Origin of the sequence: Bradyrhizobium genomosp. III (assembly GCF_000261705.1) — a bacterium.
Taxonomy (GTDB): Bacteria; Pseudomonadota; Alphaproteobacteria; order Rhizobiales; family Xanthobacteraceae; genus Bradyrhizobium; species Bradyrhizobium ottawaense.
This window is the reverse complement of record NZ_AJQF01000593.1, coordinates 1-1,162: the sequence shown is the minus strand read 5'-3', so window position 1 is coordinate 1,162 and position 1,162 is coordinate 1. Positions and strand designations below refer to the sequence as shown.

Annotated in this window: 1 protein-coding gene; it reads left to right on the top strand. The window is 63.1% G+C overall.

What is annotated here, in order from left to right; all coding sequences use genetic code 11:
* Positions 1-14 precede the first annotated feature (14 nt).
* Complete coding sequence (locus tag IC66_RS0142305) at positions 15-968, top strand: IS110 family transposase (RefSeq protein ID WP_063712081.1); 954 nt, start codon at positions 15-17, stop codon at positions 966-968.
* Positions 969-1,162 lie beyond the last annotated feature (194 nt).

Genomic DNA, 1,162 nt, shown 5'->3' with positions numbered 1-1,162 from the left:
CCAAACGTAACACGATCTGTGCTGGAATCGATACCAGCAAAGATAAGCTCGACGTGGCGCTCGATGGCAGTTCGGAGGAGCTGCAGGTCAAGAACACGGCGGAAGGCCACCAGGAGCTGGTGGAGTGGCTGAAGCGCCACAAGGTCAAGCGGGTTGGGATCGAGGCAAGCGGTGGTTACGAGCAGGCGGCGGTCGCCGAACTGCGACGCCAGCGGTTTGTCGTCATCGTGTTTCAGCCGATCCAGGTCCGCGCCTATGCCACGTTCCATTTGCAACGGGCCAAGAACGACAAAATGGATGCCGCATTGATTGCGGCCTGCACCGCCGCGGTCAAGAAGATCCATCCCGCTCCAGACCCCCGGCTGCAGCCTTTTGCCGTGCATCTGACGATGATCGACCAGATCAAGGAGGACATCGCAAAGCTCAAGAATCGGCTGGAGAGCTGCCCTGACGAACGTGTCCAGAAGTTCTGGAAGGAGCAGATCGCTCTGTTGGCCAAGCACAGACGAGCCGAGTTCAAGGCCCTGGTGGCAGCGATCCGCAAGCATCGCGATCTCGCCGCACGGCTCGATCTGATCTACAGCGTTGGCGGCAGCGGCTTGCCGACCGCGGTTGCCATCTTGATCAGGATGCCCGAGATCGGTCAGATCACCCGCGAGCAAGCCGCAGCCCTCACCGGGCTTGCGCCGTACGATGACGACAGCGGCAAGCATGTCGGCGCCCGCAGGATTGACGGCGGACGCCAGCGCTTGCGTCAGGCGCTCTACACCGCAGCTCTTCCGGCATCCTTCCGCTGGAATCCGCAGCTCATGGCCCTGTACAGCCGGCTGATCGCCGCCGGCAAGGGCCACAAGCGCGCGCTGGTCGCCTGTGCCAGGAAGCTGATCGTCATCATCAACGCCGTCGTCGCCCGCGGAACACCGTGGGTCGCCGAACCGCCCAGAACCGCGAGTGTGTCCGTCACCTGATCTCGTTTCTTTGTTCGATCAGGCGACCGTTTCTTCGTCCCGACCTGCCGTCAAGACGACGCCGCGCGCCGCGGCCGTCAAGGATGGCCGTCGCGCTCGTCTCACCTCACGTCGACTGCCGCCAGGCCACGCCTTGACGGCCGCAAGCACGGCGTCATGCTCGCGGAAATCGGGCGTGCTTTAATGGTTGCTAC